The organism is Erwinia sp. 2186, from assembly GCF_057812255.1.
On sequence record NZ_JBSZSZ010000002.1, the window covers coordinates 25,965 to 43,529 of the forward strand.

The following is a 17,565-nucleotide window of genomic DNA, read 5'->3' on the forward strand; positions in this document are numbered from 1 at the left end:
GAAAAAGAGTTGTTCGTGGAAGCCCGCTGAAGAGTTCCGCACAGTGATGCCTGTTCTGTCACCTACAGGAATCTTCAGATGAAACTACACGCCCTCGCCGCCGTTCTGCCCTTCGTGCTGCTGACGGGATGCGCCACGCCGCCCCAGAAGCTGCAGGAGCGGGCGCCCGTCCAGCCGACGCCGTCGGTCAGCGTCTCCCGCAACGTCCAGACTCCGGCCGACGATCCCTACGGGCGCGCGCCGGAGGTGGTGCGCTACGACCGTTACCTTCTGGTCAGCACCGACCCGCAGGCAGCCCAGCAGGATCCGCTTTCCCAGATTATCGACATCCGCATTCCCCCGTCCGTACAACCTACGGTCGCCGACGCCATGCGCTATGCCCTGAAGCAGTCCGGTTACTCGCTCTGTCAGACCGGCCAGGCCAACGGCGTGCTATACCGGCAGCCGCTGCCGGCGGTGCAGTATCAGCTCGGCCCGATGCGTCTGCGCACCGCGCTACAGGTAATGGCCGGCGCGGCCTGGCAGCTTGAGGTGGACGACGTGCAGCGCGTGGTGTGCCACAGCCTGCGCGCCGGTTATCAGCTTCCGGCCACCCAGCTGTCGCCGCGCACCGCCGCACTGCCTGAGGCGTCCGGCAACACCATTGCCCCGCCGGTGATTCAGGGCCAGCCCGTACGCGGAGGGTTTCTGACAAAATGAGCAATCCCGCCCTTGATGAAGAAGATTTCGCCGGTGAAGTGCAGCAGAAGCCACGCAAAGGCGCGGCGATTCTGCGCCGACTGCCGCTTTATGGCGGCGTCGCGGTGGCGCTGGCCGTGGCCGGCCTGACGTTTATTTCCCTTAAAAGCGTGAGCGCGCTCGATCAACGTCTCGCCCACGTCGAAAAACAGCAAAACGTGGTGTATTCGCAGGCGCTGACCCAGTCCGATCTTACGCCCCTGCAGGACAGCCTGAAGGCGTACGGCGTAGATCTGAAACGGCAGCAGCAGCAGATCGCCGCACTTCAGGCCGCGCTGAAGGAGGACCGGAGCGGCCCGGCGCTTGGTGCCCTGCAGCAGGCCGTCGTCGATCTCAGCGCCGCCCGGCAGAGCATGCAGGCGCAGCTTTCCGGGCTTGACGCGCAGCTGAACGCACTACAGGACACGTCGAAAAAGACGCCCGAGGCCAACACCCCGCCCGCCGTAAAAAAGCCGGCACCCGCTAAGCCACATCGTGCCGCCCTGAAAGTGGCACGCCGCGCGCCGTTTGTGCTGACCGGCGTGGAAAAGCGGGGCACAACGTCCTTTGCCGCCGTAGCCCCGCAGGGCTTCAGCGACCTGTCGCAGATCCGCCTTATCGGCGAAGGCCAGTCCGTGCAGGGCTGGACGCTGATTAGCGCCGGATACGGACAGGCGCAGTTTCGGGTAAACGGGCATGTAACCACCGTTAACGTTCACTAACGGAGTCGAAATGAAGATAAAAGCATTGATTCTGTTGCTACTTACCTGCGGCGGCACCGCGTACGCGAGTATCCAGACCACTGACAGCCAGGGCCAGGCTACGGACGCGCAGCACACCGGTCAAAGCGCGGTTCAGGATCTGCAGCAGCAGGCGGGGCAGTGGGGGCTGAACCAGCAGGACTATCAGCGCTATAAGCAGCTGATGAACGGCCCCCGGGGCACGCAGTCGCCCGGCCTCGATCCACTCTCCACGCTCGGCATCGAGGCACGCAGCGCCGAAGAGCGCCGTCAGTACGCCGAGAAGTGGGTAAAGCAGGAGTTTGCCCGCACGCAGAAAGAAATGGAATTTCAGCGCGAGGTGAACAGCGCCTGGCAGCGGCTGTACCCCAACACGCTGGCGGTTAACATGGGTAATGCCGCCGGCATTGCCCACGACACCGGCGGGCGACTGGCGCTGTTCGTGAAGTCTGCCGGATGCACGCAGTGTGACGCGCGACTGTCCGCCGTGCTGGCCGACGACCGTCCGGTCGATATCTATCTGGTTGACAGCCAGGGCGATGACGACGCGCTGCGCAGCTGGGCCAAAGCGCATCACATCCCGCTGGACAGGGTACGCAGCCGTGAGATCACGCTTAATCACGACGGCGGCCGCTGGATGCGGTTCGGCAACGGCATGATGCCCGTGGTGCTGCAGCAGGGGGAAAACGGATGGCAACTCGCAGCGTACTGACCGGCGCGGCCCTGCTGCTGCTGGCGTCGGCAAACTGCTGGTCATCCGGCATGCAGACCGTACCCGACGGCTATACAAAGGTGGCGCGCCAGCACGGCGTGCCACCGGAGGCGCTGTATTCTGTTGCCCTGCAGGAATCCTCCCGCACGCTGCCTCGGGGTGTACGTCCCTGGCCCTGGACGCTGAACGTGGCGGGCAAGGGGTATCGCTACAAAACCCGGCTTGAGGCCTGGCAGGCGCTGCAGGTGTTCATGAAAACCCATTCCCTGAAGCGCATTGACGTGGGCATTGCGCAGGTCAACCTTGGCTGGAACGGCGATCACTTCACGTCCACCTGGGAAGCGCTGGATCCGTACACCAACCTCAACGCCGCCGCCGTCATCCTGCGCGAATGCTGGGACCGTAAGCCCGGCAGCTGGCTGGACGCCGCCGGCTGCTATCACCATCCCGCCGGCGGACAGGCCGCCGCGCGCTACCGCTCCTTTATCAGAACAAAGCTTGCCACGCTGCAGTCGCCGCCTTCGCAGCCGGCCCCCGTGGATAACAGCCCGGCACCGGCTCCCGTGCAGCTGGCGGACAATGCCCCTGTGCCCGCTGCTACTTCCAACACCGGATTCGTCTGGATTGAACCCAGGAGCCCGAGACCATGAAAAACGTCCGCTTTTTTGCCATGCCCCTCATCCTGCTGTCGCTCTCGGCCCACGCGGAGCTGAACGTGCTGGCCGACCTCGGAGGACAGAGCACGCAGGCCATTTTTGACGCGGTTAACCGGCAGGACTCGCCGGCACCCGTTTCTGCGCCGCCCGCCCAGGGCGAAGCGGCCATGCTGCCTGTGACCACGCCGGAAATGTCGCCGGGCGCGGTCAACCCGCGCGACCTGCAGCTGCCCGGCATCGGCGCGCTGTTCGTCATCGGAGACGATGATGTATCCCGGTCCTGGCTGCGGCATAACGCGCAGCGCCTGTCGGCCAGAGGCGCCGTGGGGCTGGTCGTGAACGTGGACAGCCAGGACGCCCTTGACGGACTGCGCGGCCTGGCGCCCGGCATGACCCTTGCCCCGGCCTCCGGTTCAGATCTGGCGCGCCGCCTGCAACTGACGCATTACCCCGTGCTAATTACCGACGGCGGGCTGACCCAGGAGCCCGCGCCATGATGGGCACGCCCCAAGCCGTTGCCCTGCTGCTGTCGGTCAATCCGCTGCTTGCCGCGGGGCTTGTCGTCCTGCTTATCGTCGTCGCGTGGCTGTTTCGCCGGGAGACGGCCACCGCCCGCCGGCACCGTCGCTATCGCGCCACCGCCGCGCGCGTGCATCAGCGCCTGCGCGAACTGAACGGCGACGGCCAGCGGATGAGTTACCTGCGCAAAATTAATCCCTACGTTTTTGAGGAGCTGCTGCTGCTGGCCTTTGAGCGGCAGGGGCTGAAGGTCGAGCGCAACGCTTCTTACAGCGGCGATGGCGGCCTGGACGGGAAGGTGTTTATCAACGGTGAGTGCTGGCTGATACAGGCCAAGCGCTACAGCCGGGCCATTTCCCCCGGGCACGTCCGGGATTTTGATGCGCTGCTTTCCCGTGCCGGCCAGCGCGGTTTTTTTATCCATACCGGCAGAACCGGGCAGATGAGCCGGGCCGTCTGCCGGACCTCTTCCCGGCTGAAGATCATCAGCGGGCAAAATCTGCTGAGGCTGCTGTCCGGCATTTCACTGAAGGAATGGTCCCATGAGTAACCGCTACGTTATAGAAGCGCTGCTGCGCCCGGCCGTTGAGCTGAACACGGCCGCCGTGGCGGGCACCGCCGCCGTGGTGTGCGTCACCGCGCCCTGGGCGGTCGCCCTTGCCCCCTCCGTCAGCTACGTTACGGCAGGCGGTTTTGCCGTGCTGTCCATCGTGCGCGCCCGTCAGGGCATGCAGGTGATCCGCTACCGGCGCAACCTGCGCCGGCTGCCGCGCTACGTGATGACCTCCCGGCAGATCCCGCTGAGCAAACGACGGCTCTTTATCGGCCGGGGATTTCGCTGGACGCAGACGCATACCCAGCGCCTGCGCGACACACTGCGCCCCGAGGTCGCCCACTACCTGCAGCCATCCAGGCTGTACCAGCTGGCGCGCCGCGCCGAGGAGGCTACGGAAAAGCGGCTGCCCGCACTGAGCAAACTGCTGAACGCCGACTCCGTTCTGAATCCGGTCCGCCCGCTGCCGCCAGTCGGCGGCAACCCGGCCATACACGGTATCGAACCCAATGAAATCGACGTCACGCTTGATCTGCGCGAGCGCGTGGGGCACACGGTGGTCTACGGCACGACGCGCGTGGGTAAAACCCGGCTGGCCGAGCTGCTGATCACCCAGGACATCCGGCGCGGCGACACGACGATCGTGTTTGATCCAAAAGGGGACGCTGACCTGCTCAAGCGTGTGTGGGCGGAGGCGCACCGCGCCGGTCGCGGCGACGAGCTGACCATCTTCCACCTCGGGTGGCCCGACATATCTGCCCGCTATAACGCCGTGGGGCGGTTCGGGCGCGTCTCTGAGGTCGCATCGCGCGTGGCCGGGCAGCTGAGCGGCGAAGGCAACAGCGCGGCATTCCGGGAGTTTGCCTGGCGATTCGTGAACATCGTAGCGCGGGCGCTGGTTGCGCTGGGCGAACGGCCCGACTACACGCTGATCACGCGCTACGTGAACAACATCGCGGACCTGTACCTGCGCTACGCGGTGAAAGTCATTACGGACAAACTTCCCGATCTGAGTAAGCAGATCGAAAACAACCTTAAACTCTTCGGTGAGGATGACGTGCCCCGCAACATGCAGGGACAGCCGGACGCCGTGCGCATCTGGGCATATGAGGTGGCGCTAAGCTCCGAACAGGGGCAGCAGCTGTACGACCCGATACTGGACGGCCTGCGCTCCGCCGTGCGCTACGACCGGACCTACTTCGACAAGATAGTGGCGTCCCTTCTGCCGCTGCTGGAGAAGCTGACCACGGGCAAAACCGCCGAGCTGCTGTCGCCTGATTACCTCAACATGGAAGACCCGCGCCCAATCTTTGACTGGGAGCAGGTGATCCGTAAAAAAGGGGTGGTGTACATCGGCCTCGACGCGCTCAGCGACAGTGAGGTGGGCAGCGCGGTGGGCAACAGTATGTTTGCCGACCTGGTGAGTGTTGCCGGCCACATTTACAAGCACGGCATCAACGCGGGCCTGCCGAGAGCGGACGACCGAAAAAATCCGATTAACCTTCACTGTGATGAGTTCAACGAGCTGATGGGCGATGAGTTTATCCCCCTGATCAACAAGGGCGGCGGCGCGGGGATGCAGGTCACGGCCTACACGCAGACGTCCTCTGATATTGAGGCGCGTATCGGCAGCGCGGCCAAAACGTCCCAGGTGCAGGGTAACTTTAACAACCTCATCATGCTGCGCGTACGTGAGAACCGGACGGCGGAGCTGCTGACCACCCAGCTGCCGCAGGTTGAAATCTACAGCAAAACGCTGGTCTCCGGGCACCAGGATTCAGCAGACGTCACCGTTAATCACGACTTTACCTCCAGCACGCAGGACCGCGTCGGCACGATCAAGGTGCCGCTGCTGGAACCGTCGGATATCGTGTCGCTGCCGAAAGGGCAAGCATTCGCCCTGCTTGAGGGCGGGCAGCTCTGGAAAATCCGCATGCCGCTGCCCGCCGGCGACGCCGCCGATGAGCACATGCCGGACGATATTACCCGCCTGGCCGAAGAGATGCGCCGTAATTACCACAGCAGCGAAGGGTGGTGGAACGGCGGCGCCGGCCACGTTGCCCCGGCCGTGACGAAAGGAGAGGACAATGGCTGAACCGCGCCGCAACGTCACGCCACAGAATCCGCAGCAGCCGGTTCCGCCGCGCGAGCACGGGCTTATTTACAACCTGGTCTGGGGCTGGCCGTGGAAGCTGGCCGGCATGATCCTGGCCTCCCTTTTTCTGAGCCTGATTGTGGAATACATCGGGATCGCATTTTTCTGGCCGGAAATGGGCGCCGCACACAGTCAGCAGGTGATGACGACGGAAATGAGTTACCTGTCATCGGATTTTACCCGCAGCCTGCTGCTCTCTGAACCCTCCGTCACCGTTACGCACTGGATCACGTTTGCGTATCAGTGGGCCTTCGTTGACAGCGGTTTTGTGGGCTGGGTGCAGTCAATGTATGAATCGGAAATGAACAGCGGCAACGAGATATCCCGTCAGCTGAAGTCAGGCAGCAGCTGGCTCGCCGGCTATCTGCAGCAGTATCTGCTTGCCACCGTCTGGGTGGCCGTTGTAACGCTTATCCGTGTCACGATACTGACGCTCTCCATCCCGCTGTTTGTGCTGGTTATCGGCGTAGCCGTGGTGGAAGGGCTGGGACGCCGCGACCTGCGTCGCTACGGGGCGGGCTATGAGTCGTCGTTTTTATATCACCGGGCAAAAAGGCTGATTAAGCCGGCGGTCTACATACCGGCAATGGCGTACCTGTCGTGGCCGTCAGCGGTCTATCCCAACCTTCTGCTGCTGCCCGCGGCCATTATGCTCGGGCTTGCCATTACGGTAACCACCGCGTCATTTAAAAAGTACCTTTGATCTCCCCAGGCCCGCAGTTGCGGGCCTTTTAGTCGGTTCAGGTCACTTACTTTCTTCTTTCTGATACACAGGATCCGTGCCTCGCGGATACTGCTGGCTAACTTTCCTGTAATGCTGAAGCCGCTCATTAAAATATTCCCTGAGCTCTACAGGCTGTTGCAGTTCGACCTCTCTGGGGATCACCGGCTGGTTCAGGCGCTCTCTGTAAACCACTCCCGAAGCCGCTAAATCGACGTTAATACGCTCACGCTCTTCTTTGGTACGGGCTGCCAGGTTATGCGACATAAATGTGTCCTCAATAAGCCAGTTAGTTTTCCTTTGACGATGCCGGACATCTTACCACCGCCTTTATCAGGCTGGACGACATTACCTGAACTCGTTTCGGGTGATGTCGTCAGCAGGCAAGCCGCGGAGCGGTGCGACAGTCGAACTTAATAGTTACAACACACTTATATATTTTAATCACTTCGCCCTACATCAGCCTCTCCTAATTAATTTTCATTTTCGGGTAATGAGTTAACGGCTGACCCGTCCAGCCGGATTCCGCATCCTTACCGCACCAAACAACCACTGGAGGTGCATATGAAATCTTATCGCCCGGTAGCCCGACTTTTTCTGTGTGGCGGCGTGCTGGGCCTTTCATCTCTCACGGCGCTGTCAGCTCAGGCATCTGAAAAGGATGAGCTGGCGTCTGCCCAGCGCATGATCGTTCAGGTGCAGGCGTCGCTGGAGCGTGCCCGGGTGGCCGCCGCTCAGGAGGATACCGCAGAACGTGGCCGCTACTTCTTTGACTACCAGCGCGCCAACGCCGACCTGCGCACCATCAGCGCCGGTATCGATCTTTACCTTGAGCCTTCCCGCGCTCAGCCACGCGATCTATCGGGCGTAGCCGGTAACTACCGCCGGGAACGCCCCTGATGGCGATGACCGCCGCGCAGGAAGCGGCCTTTAAAGCCGCCTCAGGAAATCTGGAACCCAGCGGGATGCACCTGCTGTGCCTTGGCCTGCTGATTGGCTTCCTTTTTTTCTGGGCCGCCTGGGCCATCGTCGACGTCTGGTCGGGCTGGTCCGGGGATCGCGTTAAGTCAGCCGCCATGGGCAGGGCCGTGGTCCGCACGGTTTTATTGTTAGTCGTAAGTATCTGGATGTTTTGCAGTTAACCCTTAATCAACCCAATACAGGTGAAATCATGTCTAAATTTTCTTCCGTTCTGTCCCGCGTTTCAGGTAAGGCCAAATCCGCCTGGGCACGCGTCTTCACCGCGGGCCTGCTGAGCGCGTTTGCCGCCGCCCCGGCCCTGGCCGATCTGCCTCAGGTTGAGGGGCCAACCTCAAGCGGCGCCGGCACCGGCCTGATGGGCACCCTGAGCGGCCACGTACAGGACGGCCTCGTGCTGGGCGGCCTGGTACTCTGCGGCTTTGCCTTCTTCAAGGTGGCCGAGGCAAGCCTAGTGACGTTCGGCGAGGTACGTAATGACCGCGCCTCCTGGACCAAATTCGGTTCCATCGTGGTGGTGGGGATCGTTCTGCTCGTTGCCGTTATCTGGCTGCTGGGCAAGTCCTCCGAAGTTATCAGCTAAGGAGCGCATCCGGATGGCGACCATTCGCTTTCTGCCGGATCGCCTGAACTCTGAGCCTGTTGTTTTTCGGGGGTTTACCACCCCCGAGTTGGGAATGGCGGCGCTGGCGGGGGTGGGGATCGGTTTTGTGCTCTCCCTGCCTTTCGCCTTCATTTTTGGCTGGCTGGCGGTCCCGACGGTGGCCCTGCTGTTCCCGCTCGTGCTGATCGCTTTTGGCGGCAGATGGCTCGCCGCCAGAAAGCGCGGCAAGCCCGAGAACTACCTGTGGCAGCAGGTCGCGCTAAAAATGCGCCGCACGGGCTTCGGCGATCCTTCACTAATCATCGACTCGCGGGGCTGGTCCCTGCGTCGCAGCAAGAGCATCAGGAGCATCAAATGAGTCGTTTTCGCCACGCGGTTAAGGGCCGCGATCAGCATATTTTTACCCTGCGGGCGGCTTGCGTTGTATTGCTGTTACTGCTGATGACCGCCCTGGGCGGCTGGATGCGCGCCCCGGAAAAGCTGACCATTCACAACCCGCCGGACTTACGCAAGGGCAGCACCCGCCCCTGGTGGGAAATCCCGCCGCCGACGGTATATGGCTTTACCTATTACATTTTTCAGCAGCTCAATGCCTGGCCCAAAAACGGCAAGGTGGACTATCCCGCCCGCATTCAGTCGCTGTCCTCCTACCTCACGCCGCAGTGTAAGGCGTTTCTTGAGGAAGACGCTAAGCAGCGCGGTGAGAAAAACGAGCTCACCGACCGCGTCCGCGTGGTTTATGAAATTCCCGGCCGCGGCTACGACACCAACAGCGTGAAGGTGGTTGACCGCGATAACTGGGTCGTGAAGCTCGATCTGGTCGCGGATGAATACTACCTCACCGAGCCGGTCAAGCGTGTGACCGTGCGCTACCCGATCAGGGTCGTTCGCTGGGACGGCGACTCCGAGACCAACCCGTTCGGCATGGCCCTGGACTGCTACGACGGCATTCCACAGCGTCTCTCCGCCGCCCCGGAGCTGCCAAAACACACCAACAAGGGGATGTTCTGATGATGTGCTCAACGTTAACCTTCAGCTCCCGCGCCTGCCTGGTGGCGCTGTCGCTTACGCTGATACCGGCAGCCATACTGAGCACGGCCCCGGCGCGGGCCGACGAGCTGATGAAGTGGGAGCGCGTTCCCCTGCAGATCCCCCTGAAAACCGGCACCGAGCGCGTTATTTTTGCCGATAAAAACGTGCGCGTCGGCTTTCCGCCCGCGCTGAACGGCAAGCTGCGCGTGCAGAGCACCGGCGGCGCGGTCTACCTGAAGGCCGACAGCGACTTCCCGGTTACCCGCCTGCAGCTGCAAGACATGGAATCAGGCGAGGTGATCCTGCTGGACGTCCGCGCCGCCGGTACGGGCCCGACCGAGCCGGTAAAAATCATCTACAGCGGCGACGTCAGCACGGCCAGCAGCGCCGCCGCTGACGCTGCCCCGACGTCCGGCGAGGACGCCAGCAAAGCGCCTGCGCGGCGCAAAAAGGTCAGCTACAAGGCGCCCATTCCGGTACTGCTGACGCGCTACGCCGCGCAGAACCTGTACGCCCCGGTACGCACGGTCGAAGGCGTGCCCGGGATTCATCCCGTTAATCCGCACCTGCCGTCCCGCATCACCACGCTTTACCCCACGGCGCCCGTGACCGTGTCACCCGTGGCCGGCTGGGGCGCGGCAGGGAGAACCGTGGTGGCGTTGCGGGTGCGCAACACCTCTTCCCAAAAGATCGTGCTCGATCCGCGTGAGCTGCAGGGCCAGTTCATCACCGCCACCTTCCAGCACCGCTGGCTGGGCGCCGCTGGCACGCCGGAGGACACCACCACGCTGTACCTGGTCACCGCCGGCCGCGCCGATGAGGCGTTCGTGCGCGAGCCGTCCACCGCCCGCAAGGCCGCCCGTTCCGCCCAGAAGGTGATCCGCTATGAAGATTAAGTCAAACGGACTGGTAAAGGTCCTGGTGCCGACGGTTCTCATCGCCGGCGGTTTTATCGCGGTCAAGAGCCACAACAGCAAGACGCCCGAGCCCGCCGCGCAGACAACAGCGCAGGCCGACCCGGCTTTAGCGAACCTCTCTCCGCAGGAGCTGAAGGCGCTCGGCGTCGAAGGTGACACGCCGCAGGACACGCTGAAAACCATCGTGGGATCCCTGAACGCCGTGCGGCAACAGCAGGCCTCGCTAAACAAGCAGAACGCCGACCTGCTGGACGAGAATAAAAAGCTGCGCGAGCGGAATCAGAACGTGTCCGGGCAGGTTAACGAGGCCGTTCAGGGCGTACAGAAGGGCTTCAGCGACCGCGAGAAGCAGCTGCGCCAGCAGCAGAACGCGCTGACGTCAAAAATCAACGACCTGACCTCCCAGCTGCAGAAAACCGGCAAGGGGCTGGCCGACAAGGCCGGCGGCCAGGACGGCGACATTCCGCTGGGCCTCGGGCTGGACGGCATGGGCGCCGGCAGCGGCGGCGCGGCGGCGGCGGGCGGCGGCGGCCTGATGTGGGTAACGCCGCAGGACGGCAAAAGTACCCAGTCCGGACAGGGCGGCAGCAGCAACGGCTCAGCCAGCACCGGCGGCACAACGGCCTTCCCGACCTCCTTCATGAGCGAAAATGCCGTCACCCGACAGAAGGCCAGTTACGAACAGCAGGTTAAGGGCTCAACCAGCGAAAAAGGTGAGGAAGACGAGGCCGAGCCGGTCTACACCCTGCCAGAAAACTCCACGCTCATCGGCAGCCGCGCCATGACCGCCCTGCTGGGCCGCGTGCCGGTTAACGGCACCGTGACCGATCCGTATCCCTTCAAGGTGCTTATCGGCAAAGACAACCTGACCGCCAACGGCATCGAGCTCCCGGACGTCGAGGGTGCCATCGTGTCCGGCACGGCCTCGGGCGACTGGACCCTGTCCTGCGTCAGGGGCCAGGTCAGCAGCATTACCTTTGTGTTCACCGACGGCACGGTGCGAACGCTGCCGAAGCCCGACCGCAGCGGAAAGTCCGGCAACGGTCAGAACGCACAGAACGGCGGTAAAGACACCGGAACAAACGGCGGCATCGGCTGGATTTCCGATGAGAACGGCATTCCATGCATTTCCGGCACGCGTAAATCCAACGCGTCCACGTACCTGCCGACGCTGGGCCTGCTGGGCGCTGCCGGCGCGGCCGGCGATGCGGTGGGCCAGAACCAGCAGACCAGCCAGACCAACGCCTACGGCGGCGTCACCTCCACGCTGACCGGCGACGCCGGACAGGCCGTGCTCGGCAAGGCGCTTTCCGGCAGCTCCGACGAGATCACCGAGTGGGTGAAGCAGCGCTACGGCCAGACCTTTGACGCCATTTACGTTCAGCCGGGCGCGCACCTCGCCGTGCACATCACCCGCGAGCTGGCAATCGACTATGAAGACAAAGGCCGCAAGGTGCGCTACGACTTCACCCTGCCCGGTGAAGACGGCAGCACCGGCGGGCTCGACTGAGGAGAAATAACATGCAGATTTCAGTAACGCTCGGCGTTTTTGTACTGGTTGCGGCCGCCACCCTGACGGGCTGCTCCACGTCAAAGGATGAGATGCTTCCGGCGGGCGACAGCAACATGCTGGAGCTGTGGAAGGGCACGGACGGCGAAAGCGGCCCGTCGCGCGGCGTGGAGGGGCGCGCCGCCCTGCGCCGCGCACTGACCGATAACGAACAACAGGCGGCGGCCGGCGACGATCGCAGCTACAGCCGCACCCAGGAGTCGGAGATCAGCCAGCAGTTCCCGCGCCTGCCGAATCCCGACATGGTGATGTACGTTTTCCCGCACCTGGCGCAGGGCAACACGCCCGTGCCGGGCTACAGCACCGTTTTCCCTTTCTATGACCAGACGCAGTACGCGATGCCTGGTGAACGCACGGAGGCGCTGTGATGTTTGGACTCTTCAGGAAAAACCGGCCGGCCGGACAGGATGCGCCGGAGCAGGACGGCCCGGAGCCGCTAGCGCGCCCGGGAAAAATGACGCAGGGCGACGAAAGGCAGGTGTACTCGCACAATCCGTCGATCGTGGATTACCTGCCGTGGGCGGAGTTCCTGGACGAGGATCAGTGCCTGCTGCTGGACGACGGCGTCTCGGTCGGAGCGGTGTACGATATCACCCCGGTTGCCACCGAGGGGCGTCCCGACACGCGTCTGGAGCAGATCCGGGACGTGGTTGAAGACGCGCTGCAGGACAGCTTTGACGACATTGAAGCGAACCCCTGGATCGTGCAGTTTTTCTGCCAGGACGAAAACGACGTGGACGCCTATCTGGACAGGCTGCGCGGGTACGTTAAGCCGCACGCGCAGCACACGGATTTTACCGAGGCGTGGCTGAAGGAAACCGAAAGCCACCTGCGCGGCATCGCTCGCCCGCAGGGGCTGTTTGTGGACAAGCTAATCACCGGCCAGCCGTGGCGCGGCCAGCAGCGCCGGACCCGCATGGTGGTATATCGCTGGGTGGAGAAAAACAACCGCGACGTAATGCCGCCGGTCGGCATGCTGAACCAGGCGTGCGAAAGGCTGTGCGGCGCGCTCTCCAGCGTCAACATCGGCTGCACGCGGCAGAACGGCCTGCAGGTGCACGCCTGGCTCCTGCGCCTGTTTAACCCGGCGCCGGAAGGCATGGACCGGGAGCAGTTTTACCGCGCGGCAGCCTACGAGGACACCCGCAACACGCCCGACGGCATGATCCCCGTGGAAAACGACTTCTCCGAAACGCTGCTGTTCACGCCGCCGCGCTCGGACGTGGAAAACGGCGTGTGGTGGCTGGATAACCTGGCCCACTCGGCCCTGACGGTTGAGCGGCTGCGCAAGCCACCCGAGCCCGGCACGCTGACGGGTGAGAAAAGCCGGGGCGAGAAAAAGGTTAACGCCCTGATGGACATGTTTCCCGAGGGCACCATGCTGTGCATGACGATCATCGCGGAGCCGCAGGATACTCTTGAGGAGAAGTTTAACCGGCTGGCAAAGAACGCCATCGGGGAAAATACCGAGTCGGGGCGCGTACGCCAGGACGTGGCCGCCGTGAAGGAGCTGCTGGGCAACCGGCACAAGCTGTACCGCGCCGGCATCACGTTTTTCCTGCAGGCCAGGGATATGAAGGAGATGAACCGCAAGCGCATCGAGCTTTCCACGGTGCTGCTCAACGAGGGGCTGCAGCCCGTGCGCGCCGAGCACGAGGTCGGCCCGCTGAATGCCTGGCTGCGCGCGCTGCCGATGTGCTTTAACCCGCAGCACGACAAAAAGAACTGGTACACCCGACTGACGTGGGTCCAGCACCTGGCCGGCCTGCTGCCCGTGACCGGCCGGGAAACCGGCACCGGCAACCCGGGCTTCAGCTTTTTTAACCGGGGCGGCGACGTGCTGAACTTCGATCCCCTGAACAAACACGACCGTTCGCAGAACGCGCACATGCTGCTGTTCGGGCCAACCGGGGCGGGCAAGTCGGCCACCCTGTGCTCGATGCTCTGCCAGCTGATGGCCGTACAGCGCCCGCGCCTGTTTATCGCTGAGGCCGGCAACAGCTTCGGCCTGACGGCGGACTACTTTGAAAGCCTCGGTCTTACGGTGAACAAGGTCAGCGTCAAGCCGGGCAGCGGCGTGACCCTGCCGCCGTTCGCCGACGCGCACAAGCTGTTTGAAAGCGACGCCCCGCCGCTGGCGGTGGCCGAAAGCGACCTGCCGGAGATCGATGAGGACGACGAGGGCGAGGACAATGAAAAGCGCGACATCCTGGGCGAAATGGAAATTTCCGCCCGGATGATGATCACCGGCGGCGATCCGAAGGAAGACGCCGCGCTCAGGCGCGCCGACCGGGCCATGATCCGCGAAGCCCTGCTGATGGCCGCCCGACAGACCCTGGATGAAAACCGGCAGATGCTGCCCAGCGACCTGCAGAACGCCCTGAACCGCATTTCCTCCGATGAGGCCGCCGACGGCGGGCAGGCCCGTAACGAATCACGCCGGGCAAAGGCGGCGGAGATGGCGGAATCGCTGGGCATGTTTACCCAGTCCGGCAGCTTTGAGGCTGAGCTGTTTAATCAGGAAGGATCGCTGTGGCCGGAGGCAGACGTCACGCTCATCGACCTGGGCCACCTTGCCCGCGAGGGGTACGAGGCCCAGATGGCGCTGACCATGGTTTCCCTGACCAACACCATCAACAACATCGCGGAGCGCGACCAGTACCTTGAGCGCGACATTGTGTTTACGGTGGATGAGGCGCATATCGTGACCGTTAACGCCCTCCTGGCGCCGTACATGACCAAGGTGGTCAAGATGTGGCGTAAGCTCGGTGCCTGGCTCTGGCTTGCCACCCAGAACCTTGAGGATTACCCGGCAGCTGCAGGCAAAATGCTGAACATGGCCGAATGGTGGATCTGCCTGACTATGCCGAAAAAAGAGGTGGAGGACATCGCCCGCTTCCGTACGCTTTCCGAGGAGCAAAAGTCCGTGCTGCTCTCCGCCAGCAAGCTTTCCGGGTGCTATACCGAGGGCGTGGTGCTGTCGAAAAAAATTGAGGCGCTGTTCCGGGCCGTACCGCCCAGTCTGTTTCTGGCGCTGGGCATGACGGAGAAGGAAGAGAAAGCGGAGCGCAAGGCACTGATGCGTAAACATAACTGTTCAGAGCTCGATGCTGCTATTCTCGTAGCAAGAAAACTGGATCGTCTGCGTGGACTGATGACGGCTGAGTCGGCTGGGATGCCGGAATACAACGATAAAAGAGAGAAGCTGACCGCATGATTAAGCTTAAATACGCGAGCCCTGTAACACATACCCCCGCGGCCGATGAGACGCCCACGCCGACTCTTTTCGGTCTGTATCCTCAGGGTGAGCCTGTAGCCACGCAGAGTACCCAGGAGCGGCTTGAGGCGATGAAAGGCGCACTGAAGGAGCGCCTGCAGCCGCCGGTCGCCATTACCTGTAACCCTCACCGGATCGGGAAAAACAGCTGTGTTGCCATTCATCTGGAAGATGGCCGGGGAAAGCGTGTAGACATTCTTCTGACTCAGGAAGGTCGTGCCAGCCTGCCACTGGATAATGAATTTGACTCGCCTCGCTGGTACGTCAACGTGCCCGATGCGGCGGATATGGTTTATATGACGCTCTGGGTTAGCAGTGTTTTTCAGGAGTAATGCCCGCCTCAGATGCATCAATTAGCCGGCCGATCTGGCCGGTTTTTTTTGCAATTACAAAACATCAAATCAAATCTTTTAATCCGCGTTAATTAACATCCGCTTTCAATTAACACTTGGTCTCATCTTGCTCCCAAATGCTTGAATACATTAACTTCACTAATCAACAATGATCCAATCATGTTATTTCAATAAATCACAAAGAGGGTTACTTAGTGGAAAATACAACTGGTATTGCTCAGGAACTGGAGAATTTTTTAAACAATCGCGAAAATGATAGTGCCAGCTCGCGAGCCGAACTGGCTGAGTTTTGCGTTGAAACCATTTATAAATTTGTTAAATTTAATCGCTCTGAAGGCGAGGGTCTTGATGGCCGGGACGGACCTGAACGTCAGGGGCTCGGAGAGGTGCTGGACGCAGCAAAAAATCATAAGTTCGACATTGGCATGGCTCAGATGAATAAGAAAATTTAACAGTAAATCTGCACTGTCCAGCATTTATCTGTTTGTCCAAATGCCTCCTGAAAGCGCAGGAGGCAATTTTCCATCCTGGTTAAACCTGTCACTACAAATGTTCTGTCGCATACTTTTTTTCAGGTGCCGAATTCTGGTGTGATCTGAAAATTTTCAAAATCCGAAATAGAGTTTACTGCTGAATACCTGAGCACACGCTGTCACGCTGGCATCCTGATACCCGTGACGGAGATTTGCAATGCGCATCAGGACACTCCTGGTTTTTTCCCTGCTGATACCGATCCAGGTAATGGCAGGCACCGTCGTTTTTACCGACGCTCAGCACCCTCCCCTGAACCTTACCGCCGATACTGAAGTTGTCTGGCTGGATGGGCCAGATCGTCTGCAGCAGGCCATATTCGGTGATCTGTCGTCAGATCCTCAGCAGGCCGCTCTGCAGGCTCAGCAGGTCATTCAGTCACCCGACTGGCCCCGGAAGCAGGCGCAAATTGCCGGCGCCTATCGTCAGGTGGTCCACGCCTGGGAAATTGGCCTGCACAAGTACCCTGCCGTCGTATTTGATGATCGGGACGTGGTATACGGCACGGCTGACGTGGCGCAGGCCAGCCTGCACCGCACGCAGGGGGCAGGCTGATGCCAGGGTCATTCAGAAAGCACCTCTCCGCCGCCGGCACGGCCTCGGTTCTGGCCGTGGCCGCCGCGCCCGCCACGTTTGCCGCCATCAATACCGCCGGGATTATCGCCAGCGCGGTGACGCAGGACTGTATCAGCTGGCGCGTGAGTGGCGTCTGTTACTGGCTGATGTGTACGCCCTTTGGCTGCTCGGTCAAAACTTCGGTTAAGGTGACGCACTACATCCCCGAGGTGGTGGTATCGACCTACACCGGACCGGGCGGCAATCCCTGGCATGAAATGGCCTTTATGAGCGGGGCTGCCGGCGTGGTTGACGGCGGGCTGACCAGCGGCGCGGCCGCCGGCGGAGGGAATGCCGCCGACATCAAGGACGCAGGGCGTCGTCAGTCAAACATCAAATTTAAATACGCAGACGCCATCGGGCATCCGGCGACCTCCCTGATTGGCGGCAGCATCGCCGGCTACTCCTGCGACACCGCTGCCCGGGCATTTAACCCCTACTTCCTCAGCACCCTCGATTCGCTTATGTGGCGCACGGGCCTGCCGGAATCGCTTTATCCGGAGGCGCTTATTCCCGGACAGCGCGAGCTGGGCAGCCAGGCCGCCGCCAACATGTGGGGCAACCTCTATCCACGATCGGGCTTCGTCAGCCAGACGGACGATGACAAGGCTTCCGCCGTCGTCGCCCAGCGCGTGGCCGACATCATCACCCGATCCGGGCAGATCCACGTTTATCAGCAGCTGAAGGGCACCCGTAAGCCGGGCTACTGGCCGCCGGGCGAGGTGAAAGAAAACACCGGCACGGCTAACCATAAATGGCAGCGTCTGTCGCCCACGCTGTCGGCTACCTGTGCCGTATTCCCCGACGGCGCCTATCCCACGGCGCAGGACGGCAACGAAGCCTATGCCCTTTGGCAGCCCTACAGCTGCTGCAAACGTCGCGGCCAGACCTTTCTGTATGCAACCAATTTTTAAG

At 62.0% G+C, this 17,565-nt stretch carries 22 protein-coding genes; 21 read left to right on the forward strand and 1 reads right to left on the reverse strand.

Annotated elements, in window-relative coordinates:
* The first annotated feature begins 78 nt into the window (after positions 1–78).
* Genes pilL2 through ACXKZG_RS23700 form a run of 8 tightly spaced genes read left to right on the forward strand, consistent with a single transcriptional unit; the run spans position 79 to position 6,755 of the window.
* The gene (pilL2, locus tag ACXKZG_RS23665) at positions 79–699 is read left to right on the forward strand and encodes a PFGI-1 class ICE element type IV pilus protein PilL2 (protein ID WP_110412181.1); all 621 of its coding nucleotides are present in this window, start codon (positions 79–81) and stop codon (positions 697–699) included.
* Positions 696–1,439 (forward strand): DUF2275 domain-containing protein, encoded by a 744-nt coding sequence (locus ACXKZG_RS23670; RefSeq protein ID WP_192073418.1) that lies wholly within the window; start codon positions 696–698, stop codon positions 1,437–1,439. The genes pilL2 and ACXKZG_RS23670 overlap by 4 nt, the downstream gene beginning before the upstream one ends.
* A gap of 10 nt (positions 1,440–1,449) precedes the next feature.
* Complete coding sequence (locus ACXKZG_RS23675; RefSeq protein ID WP_110412179.1) at positions 1,450–2,169, forward strand: TIGR03759 family integrating conjugative element protein; 720 nt, start codon at positions 1,450–1,452, stop codon at positions 2,167–2,169.
* Positions 2,148–2,819 carry a lysozyme family protein gene (locus tag ACXKZG_RS23680; RefSeq protein ID WP_110412178.1) on the forward strand — a complete coding sequence of 224 codons (672 nt, stop codon included), beginning with the start codon at positions 2,148–2,150 and terminating at the stop codon, positions 2,817–2,819. Before ACXKZG_RS23675 ends, ACXKZG_RS23680 begins: the two co-directional genes overlap by 22 nt.
* Entirely contained in the window at positions 2,816–3,322 is a 507-nt protein-coding gene (locus tag ACXKZG_RS23685) for an integrating conjugative element protein (protein WP_192073417.1), read from the forward strand. The genes ACXKZG_RS23680 and ACXKZG_RS23685 overlap by 4 nt, the downstream gene beginning before the upstream one ends.
* A complete protein-coding gene (locus ACXKZG_RS23690) occupies positions 3,322–3,894 on the forward strand; it encodes a restriction endonuclease (protein ID WP_192073438.1) in 573 nt (190 codons plus the stop codon). Before ACXKZG_RS23685 ends, ACXKZG_RS23690 begins: the two co-directional genes overlap by 1 nt.
* Entirely contained in the window at positions 3,887–5,992 is a 2,106-nt protein-coding gene (traD, locus tag ACXKZG_RS23695; RefSeq protein WP_192073416.1) for a type IV conjugative transfer system coupling protein TraD, read from the forward strand. Before ACXKZG_RS23690 ends, traD begins: the two co-directional genes overlap by 8 nt.
* A complete protein-coding gene (locus tag ACXKZG_RS23700) occupies positions 5,985–6,755 on the forward strand; it encodes a TIGR03747 family integrating conjugative element membrane protein (protein ID WP_192073415.1) in 771 nt (256 codons plus the stop codon). The genes traD and ACXKZG_RS23700 overlap by 8 nt, the downstream gene beginning before the upstream one ends.
* A 42-nt stretch (positions 6,756–6,797) precedes the next feature.
* On the opposite strand, the gene ACXKZG_RS23705 is transcribed toward ACXKZG_RS23700, so the two are convergent.
* The gene (locus ACXKZG_RS23705; protein ID WP_133846904.1) at positions 6,798–7,040 is read right to left on the reverse strand and encodes a DNA polymerase III subunit theta; all 243 of its coding nucleotides are present in this window, start codon (positions 7,038–7,040) and stop codon (positions 6,798–6,800) included.
* 297 nt (positions 7,041–7,337) lie between these two features.
* Here ACXKZG_RS23705 and ACXKZG_RS23710 point away from each other — a divergent pair, with 297 nt between their 5' ends.
* The 13 genes from ACXKZG_RS23710 (at position 7,338) to ACXKZG_RS23770 (ending at position 17,564) form a co-directional block, all read left to right on the forward strand.
* The gene (locus ACXKZG_RS23710; RefSeq protein ID WP_110412172.1) at positions 7,338–7,673 is read left to right on the forward strand and encodes an integrative conjugative element protein, RAQPRD family; all 336 of its coding nucleotides are present in this window, start codon (positions 7,338–7,340) and stop codon (positions 7,671–7,673) included.
* Positions 7,673–7,915 carry a TIGR03758 family integrating conjugative element protein gene (locus ACXKZG_RS23715; protein ID WP_110412171.1) on the forward strand — a complete coding sequence of 81 codons (243 nt, stop codon included), beginning with the start codon at positions 7,673–7,675 and terminating at the stop codon, positions 7,913–7,915. Before ACXKZG_RS23710 ends, ACXKZG_RS23715 begins: the two co-directional genes overlap by 1 nt.
* Positions 7,916–7,944: 29 nt before the next feature.
* On the forward strand, positions 7,945–8,334 hold the full coding sequence (locus ACXKZG_RS23720; RefSeq protein ID WP_110412170.1) for a TIGR03745 family integrating conjugative element membrane protein: 390 nt from the start codon (positions 7,945–7,947) through the stop codon (positions 8,332–8,334).
* Positions 8,335–8,347: 13 nt separating this feature from the next.
* On the forward strand, positions 8,348–8,713 hold the full coding sequence (locus ACXKZG_RS23725; RefSeq protein ID WP_067437301.1) for a TIGR03750 family conjugal transfer protein: 366 nt from the start codon (positions 8,348–8,350) through the stop codon (positions 8,711–8,713).
* On the forward strand, positions 8,710–9,366 hold the full coding sequence (locus tag ACXKZG_RS23730; RefSeq protein WP_110412169.1) for a PFL_4703 family integrating conjugative element protein: 657 nt from the start codon (positions 8,710–8,712) through the stop codon (positions 9,364–9,366). Before ACXKZG_RS23725 ends, ACXKZG_RS23730 begins: the two co-directional genes overlap by 4 nt.
* Positions 9,366–10,283, forward strand: a complete 918-nt coding sequence (locus tag ACXKZG_RS23735; protein ID WP_413787410.1) for a TIGR03749 family integrating conjugative element protein — start codon at positions 9,366–9,368, stop codon at positions 10,281–10,283. Before ACXKZG_RS23730 ends, ACXKZG_RS23735 begins: the two co-directional genes overlap by 1 nt.
* On the forward strand, positions 10,273–11,814 hold the full coding sequence (locus ACXKZG_RS23740; RefSeq protein ID WP_192073414.1) for a TIGR03752 family integrating conjugative element protein: 1,542 nt from the start codon (positions 10,273–10,275) through the stop codon (positions 11,812–11,814). The genes ACXKZG_RS23735 and ACXKZG_RS23740 overlap by 11 nt, the downstream gene beginning before the upstream one ends.
* 11 nt (positions 11,815–11,825) lie before the next feature.
* Entirely contained in the window at positions 11,826–12,242 is a 417-nt protein-coding gene (locus ACXKZG_RS23745) for a TIGR03751 family conjugal transfer lipoprotein (RefSeq protein ID WP_110412167.1), read from the forward strand.
* A complete protein-coding gene (locus tag ACXKZG_RS23750; protein WP_192073436.1) occupies positions 12,242–15,091 on the forward strand; it encodes a conjugative transfer ATPase in 2,850 nt (949 codons plus the stop codon). Before ACXKZG_RS23745 ends, ACXKZG_RS23750 begins: the two co-directional genes overlap by 1 nt.
* Entirely contained in the window at positions 15,088–15,483 is a 396-nt protein-coding gene (locus ACXKZG_RS23755; RefSeq protein WP_192073413.1) for a hypothetical protein, read from the forward strand. The genes ACXKZG_RS23750 and ACXKZG_RS23755 overlap by 4 nt, the downstream gene beginning before the upstream one ends.
* Before the next feature lie 215 nt (positions 15,484–15,698).
* Positions 15,699–15,956 carry a hypothetical protein gene (locus ACXKZG_RS23760; RefSeq protein ID WP_313701544.1) on the forward strand — a complete coding sequence of 86 codons (258 nt, stop codon included), beginning with the start codon at positions 15,699–15,701 and terminating at the stop codon, positions 15,954–15,956.
* 238 nt (positions 15,957–16,194) lie between these two features.
* Positions 16,195–16,590, forward strand: coding sequence for a TIGR03757 family integrating conjugative element protein (locus ACXKZG_RS23765; RefSeq protein WP_192073412.1), 396 nt, complete (start codon positions 16,195–16,197; stop codon positions 16,588–16,590).
* Positions 16,590–17,564, forward strand: coding sequence for a TIGR03756 family integrating conjugative element protein (locus ACXKZG_RS23770; RefSeq protein ID WP_187508902.1), 975 nt, complete (start codon positions 16,590–16,592; stop codon positions 17,562–17,564). Before ACXKZG_RS23765 ends, ACXKZG_RS23770 begins: the two co-directional genes overlap by 1 nt.
* Position 17,565: the final 1 nt, after the last annotated feature.

Bases quoted from the DNA above. Each gene is read 5' to 3' on its own strand.
- ACXKZG_RS23685 (WP_192073417.1), top strand. From the start codon at position 2,816: ATGAAAAACGTCCGCTTTTTTGCCATGCCCCTCATCCTGCTGTCGCTC.
- ACXKZG_RS23730 (WP_110412169.1), top strand. From the start codon at position 8,710: ATGAGTCGTTTTCGCCACGCGGTTAAGGGCCGCGATCAGCATATTTTT.
- ACXKZG_RS23745 (WP_110412167.1), top strand. From the start codon at position 11,826: ATGCAGATTTCAGTAACGCTCGGCGTTTTTGTACTGGTTGCGGCCGCC.
- pilL2 (WP_110412181.1), top strand. From the start codon at position 79: ATGAAACTACACGCCCTCGCCGCCGTTCTGCCCTTCGTGCTGCTGACG.
- ACXKZG_RS23720 (WP_110412170.1), top strand. From the start codon at position 7,945: ATGTCTAAATTTTCTTCCGTTCTGTCCCGCGTTTCAGGTAAGGCCAAA.
- ACXKZG_RS23715 (WP_110412171.1), top strand. From the start codon at position 7,673: ATGGCGATGACCGCCGCGCAGGAAGCGGCCTTTAAAGCCGCCTCAGGA.
- traD (WP_192073416.1), top strand. From the start codon at position 3,887: ATGAGTAACCGCTACGTTATAGAAGCGCTGCTGCGCCCGGCCGTTGAG.
- ACXKZG_RS23705 (WP_133846904.1), bottom strand. From the start codon at position 7,040: ATGTCGCATAACCTGGCAGCCCGTACCAAAGAAGAGCGTGAGCGTATT.
- ACXKZG_RS23680 (WP_110412178.1), top strand. From the start codon at position 2,148: ATGGCAACTCGCAGCGTACTGACCGGCGCGGCCCTGCTGCTGCTGGCG.
- ACXKZG_RS23675 (WP_110412179.1), top strand. From the start codon at position 1,450: ATGAAGATAAAAGCATTGATTCTGTTGCTACTTACCTGCGGCGGCACC.
- ACXKZG_RS23725 (WP_067437301.1), top strand. From the start codon at position 8,348: ATGGCGACCATTCGCTTTCTGCCGGATCGCCTGAACTCTGAGCCTGTT.
- ACXKZG_RS23700 (WP_192073415.1), top strand. From the start codon at position 5,985: ATGGCTGAACCGCGCCGCAACGTCACGCCACAGAATCCGCAGCAGCCG.
- ACXKZG_RS23765 (WP_192073412.1), top strand. From the start codon at position 16,195: ATGCGCATCAGGACACTCCTGGTTTTTTCCCTGCTGATACCGATCCAG.
- ACXKZG_RS23770 (WP_187508902.1), top strand. From the start codon at position 16,590: ATGCCAGGGTCATTCAGAAAGCACCTCTCCGCCGCCGGCACGGCCTCG.
- ACXKZG_RS23710 (WP_110412172.1), top strand. From the start codon at position 7,338: ATGAAATCTTATCGCCCGGTAGCCCGACTTTTTCTGTGTGGCGGCGTG.
- ACXKZG_RS23750 (WP_192073436.1), top strand. From the start codon at position 12,242: ATGTTTGGACTCTTCAGGAAAAACCGGCCGGCCGGACAGGATGCGCCG.
- ACXKZG_RS23740 (WP_192073414.1), top strand. From the start codon at position 10,273: ATGAAGATTAAGTCAAACGGACTGGTAAAGGTCCTGGTGCCGACGGTT.
- ACXKZG_RS23755 (WP_192073413.1), top strand. From the start codon at position 15,088: ATGATTAAGCTTAAATACGCGAGCCCTGTAACACATACCCCCGCGGCC.
- ACXKZG_RS23670 (WP_192073418.1), top strand. From the start codon at position 696: ATGAGCAATCCCGCCCTTGATGAAGAAGATTTCGCCGGTGAAGTGCAG.
- ACXKZG_RS23690 (WP_192073438.1), top strand. From the start codon at position 3,322: ATGGGCACGCCCCAAGCCGTTGCCCTGCTGCTGTCGGTCAATCCGCTG.
- ACXKZG_RS23735 (WP_413787410.1), top strand. From the start codon at position 9,366: ATGATGTGCTCAACGTTAACCTTCAGCTCCCGCGCCTGCCTGGTGGCG.